The organism is Nocardia sichangensis (assembly GCF_047200615.1).
Lineage (GTDB): Bacteria > Actinomycetota > Actinomycetes > Mycobacteriales > Mycobacteriaceae > Nocardia > Nocardia sichangensis.
The window spans coordinates 1-4982 of the sequence record NZ_JBJZOK010000077.1 but is presented as its reverse complement, the minus strand read 5'-3'; the positions used below and the strand labels follow the sequence as shown (position 1 = coordinate 4982).

The window sequence follows — 4982 nt, the reverse complement described above, 5'->3', positions numbered from 1 at the left end:
TCCCGTTCGGTTCGGTCGAGGATGTCGATGTCGCCGATGGGGGTGTGGGGGTTGGTGGCGATGGTGGTGAGGATGCGTTCGAGTCGGTGGCCGAGGGTGTGGATGGTGGTTTCGTCGAAGAGGTCGGTGGCGTAGGTGAAGATGGTGTCGAGTTCGGCGGGGGTGCCGTCGTCGTGGTGGTGGGGGTTGATGTTGACTTGCAGGTCGAATTTGGCGGCGACGGTGTCGGTGTCCAGGGCGGTGACGGTGAGGCCGGGCAGCTGGAGGATGGGTTGTTCGTTGTTCTGGAACGACAGCACGACCCCGAACAGGGGGTTGTGGGTGGTGGCGCGGCCGGGGGCGACGATTTCGACGACGCGTTCGAAGGGGATGTCGGCGTTGGCGAAGGCGGCGAGGTCGGTTTCGCGGGCTTGGTCGATGAGTTCGGTGAAGCTCATGCCGGTTTCGACGCGGGTGCGCAGGGTGAGGGTGTTGACGAACATGCCGACCAGTTCGTCGAGGGCGCGTTGGCCGCGTCCGGCGATGGGGGTGCCGATCGCGACGTCGGGGTCGCCGGTGAGGCGGGCCAGCAGGACCGCCAGGGCGGCGTGCACGACCATGAACAGGGTGCAGTTGTGGGCGCGGGCGAGCTCGGTGAGGGCTTGGTGGATGTCGGGGGAGACCGCGAAGCCGGTGTTGGCGCCGCGCATGGACGGGATCGGGGGGCGGGGCCGGTCGGTGGGGAGTTCGGCTTGCCCGGTGAGCCCGGCGAGCTGGTGGCGCCAGTAGGCGAGTTGTCGTGCGGCGACGGAGGTTTCGTCGTCGTCGGTGCCGATGACGTGGCGTTGCCAGATGGCGTAGTCGGCGTATTGCACTTCCAGTGGCGCCCAGCGGGGGGAGTTGCCGCCGATGCGGGCGAGGTAGGCGGTGACCAGGTCGCGGGCCAGGGGGGCCATGGAGGCGCCGTCGGCGGCGATGTGGTGGGCCACGAACGCCAGTAGGTGTTCATCAGGGCCGGATTCCAGCAGCAGGGCGCGGACGGGGACTTCGGTGGTGACGTCGAAGCCGGTGAGCATCAAGTCCATCACCTGGGTGGTGGGGTCGTCGGTGACCACGACCTCCAGTCCGGTGGGGAGGGCTTGGTCGACGGTGAGGATCTGCTGGAACGGTAGTGCGCCGGGGCCGCCGGCGGGGTAGCGGGTGCGCAGGGATTCGTGGCGTTCGAGGACGTCGGCCAGTGCGTAGCGCAGGGCGGAGACGTCCAGGGCGCCGTGCAGGCGGATGGCCATCGGGATGTTGTAGGCGGCGGAGGCGGGGTCGAATTGGTTGAGCACCCACATCCGTTGCTGGGCCAGCGACAACGGGATCGGTTCGCTGCGTTCGCTGCGTTCGAGCACGGTGCGGGTGCCGCCGCCGGCGCCGGGCACCACCCGCGCGGCGAGGGCGGCCACGGTCGGGGCTTCGAACAGTTCGCGTACCGCGACATCGGCGTCGAGGGCTTCGTTGATGCGTGCGACCACGCGGGTGGCCAGCAGCGAGTTGCCGCCCAACGCGAAGAAGTCGTCGTCCAACCCGACCTCGCCGGCGCCCAGCAGCCCGGCGTACACCTCGGCCACGGCCTGCTCCACCGGCGAGCTCGGCGCGCGGAACGCCACCGCCGACACCACCTGCGGCGCGGGCAGTGCTCGGCGGTCCAGTTTCCCGTTCGCCGTCAACGGCAACACCTCGAGCACGACCACCGCATCCGGCACCATGTACCCGGTCAAGAACTCCGAGACCTGGGTACGCAGCACCGACGCATCCAAGCTCGCCCCGGCGTCGGGCACGACGTAGCCGATCAAACGGTCACCGGCATGCTCGTCGGCGCGGACCAGCACCACCGCCTGACTCACGCCCGGGCAGCGCAGCAGCGCCGCCTCGATCTCCCCGAGCTCGATGCGGAAGCCACGCAACTGCACCTGCTGATCACCGCGACCGGCGTACTCCAGGGTTGCTCGACCACCGAATCCGACCCACCGGCCGATGTCACCGCTGCGGTACATCCGCGAGCCCGGCGCTCCGAACGGGTTGGCCACGAACCGCGTCGCGGCCAGACCGGGACGGCCGAGATACCCACGCGAGAGCTGCGCGCCCGCGACGTAGATCTCTCCGGCCACCCCGACCGGCGACGGGTGCAACCGGTCATCGAGCACGTACGCGTCCAGACCGGGCAGCGCCCGGCCGATCACGCTGGCCGGGTTGTCGACCATCTGCTCGTCCAACGACAGGAACGACACGTGCACCGTGGTCTCGGTGATGCCGTACATGTTCACCAGCCACGGCGCGTCCACCGGATGGCGCTCGTACCAGCGCCGCAGCTGGCGCAGATCCAGTGCCTCACCGCCGAACACGATGTAGCGCAGCGCGAACTTGCCTTGGTCGTGGTGTGCTGCCCGGTCGGCCTCGGCGAGCTGGTAGAACGCCGAGGGGGTCTGGTTGAGCACGGTGACCTGTTCGCGGATCAGCAGTTCGCGGAACTGCTCCGGCGAGCGGGAGGTCACGTAGTCGACCACGACCACGCTGCCGCCGTTGGCCAGCGCGCACCACAACTCCCACACCGAGAAATCGAACGCGAAGGAATGGAACAGCGTCCACACATCGGTCTCGTCGAACTCGAACAGCAATTGGGTGTTGGCGAACAACTCGACCACGTTGCGGTGCGCCACACCCACGCCCTTGGGCACCCCGGTGGAACCGGAGGTGTAGATGACATACGCCAGATTGTCCGGGCGCAGGGGCCGCACCCGCTCGCGGTTGCGGACGCGCGAATCGTCGTAGCCGGTGGTCTCCTCCAACAGGAGCACCGGAATATTGCCCGCGGGCAGTGAGTCCAGCTCGGCGGCGGTGGTCAGCACACAGACCGGGGCGGCGTCTTCGAGCATGAACTCCAACCGCTGCACCGGATACCCGGTATCGATCGGCAGATACGCCGCCCCCGCGATCAACACCCCCAACAACGCGACCGGCAACTCCTCGCTCCGCGCCACCGCCACCGCCACCAACGACTCCGGACCCGCACCCTGGGCGATCAACGCCCGCGCCACCTGATTCGCCCGCGCATGCAACTCACCGAACGTCAACGACCGGTCACCGGAACGGATCGCGACCGCGTCCGGGCGGTTACGGGCCTGGGTGGTGATGACATCGACCAACGTCACCTCCGGCACCAGCGCCCCGGGAGTGGACCACTCGTGCAACACCAACTCCCGCTCACCAGCGGCCAGCACATCGATATCGCCCACCACCACCGACGCATCCGCCGCCACCGCGGCCAGGATCCGGGTGAACCGATCGGCGAAATCCCGCACCGTCGCGTCATCGAACAAATCGGTGGCATAGGTGAACGCCGCCGACAACCCACCCGCCCCACCGTGACGGTCGAGATTCTCCGCCACCGCCAACTGCAGATCGAACTTCGCCAACCCCACCGCCAGATCCAGCCCCGACACCGACAACCCCGGCAACTCGAGCTCGGGCACCGTCAGATTCTGGAAGGTCAACATCACCTGGAACAACGGATGCCGCGCCGGCGAACGCGGCGGATCCAGCACCTCCACCAACCGCTCGAACGGCACATCCGCATGCCCGAACGCCGCCACATCCACCGACCGCACCCCCGCCAGCAACTCCTCGAACCGCGCCCCCGGATCGATCTCGGTACGCAACACCAACGTGTTGACGAACATCCCGACCAGATCATCCAACGCCGCCTCACCCCGCCCGGCCACCGGCGTGCCCACCGCGATATCCCGGCTGCCCGACAACCGCGCCAGCAACACCGCCAACGCCGCATGCACCACCATGAACACCGTCGCGTTGTGCGCCTGCGCCACCCGGCTCAACCCCGCATGCACCTCGGCATCGACCTCGAACCCCACCGTGGCCCCGTGATACGACGCCACCACCGGCCGCGCCCGATCCGCAGGCAACTCCACCTGCTCGGGCAACCCCGCCAACCCCTCCCGCCAGAACTGCACCTGCGCCGCCAGCAACGACCCCGGATCCCGCTCATCCCCCAAAATCTCCCGCTGCCACAACGCGTAATCCGCGTACTGCACCTCCAACGCAGGCCACACCGGCGCCCCACCCCGGACACGCTCCACATACGCGCTCATCAAATCCCGCGTCAACGGACCCATCGAGAACCCGTCACCAGCGATATGATGCACCACGCACACCAGCACATGCTCGGTCTCGCTCAACACGATCAACCGCACCCGCACCGGCGGCGCGATGGTGACGTCGAATCCCTCGGTCACCGCGGCTGCCACGAGCGGGGGCACCTCGGATTCCTCAGCCTGGTCGATGACGAACTCCGGCACGGCACGCGGATCGGACGCGGGTAGCACCAACTGGTAGCCCTCGCCGTCGACCTCGGGGTACATCGTGCGCAGCACCTCGTGCCGCGCCACCACATCCGCGACCGCCGCCCGCAACGCCGCCACATCCAACGCACCACTCAACCGCACCGCGACCGGAATATTGTTCACCCCACTCGCGGGATCGAACCGGTTCAAAAACCACATCCGCTGCTGGGCATACGACAACGGCACCCGCTGCGGCCGCGGCCACGCCCGCAACGCCTGCCCCGCCGCCGACCCCGCATGCGCCTCCACCCGCGCAGCCAACCCCGCAACCGTGCTCACCTCGAACAACAACTGCACCGGCACCCGCACATCCAACGCCGCACCGATCCGCGCCGCCGCCTGCGCCGCCAACAACGAATTCCCACCCAACTCGAAGAAGTCGTCATCCGCACCGACGCGGCCGTCCTCCTGCGCCACCAACAACGCCGCGAACACCCCCGCCACGATCTCCTCCACCGGCGTCGACGGCGCACGAAACGCCCGCACCGCGAACACCGGCTCCGGCAACGCCGCCCGATCCAACTTCCCCACCGGCGTCAACGGAATCTCGTCCAACACCACAATCGACGCCGGAATCATGTACCCCGGCAACGACTC

At 68.3% G+C, this 4982-nt stretch carries 1 protein-coding gene; it reads right to left on the bottom strand.

Annotation, left to right across the window (positions count from 1 at the left end):
- Window positions 1-4982 (bottom strand): amino acid adenylation domain-containing protein (locus tag ACL03I_RS39030; RefSeq protein ID WP_412808604.1); only part of this gene is annotated, 4982 nt, incomplete at both ends.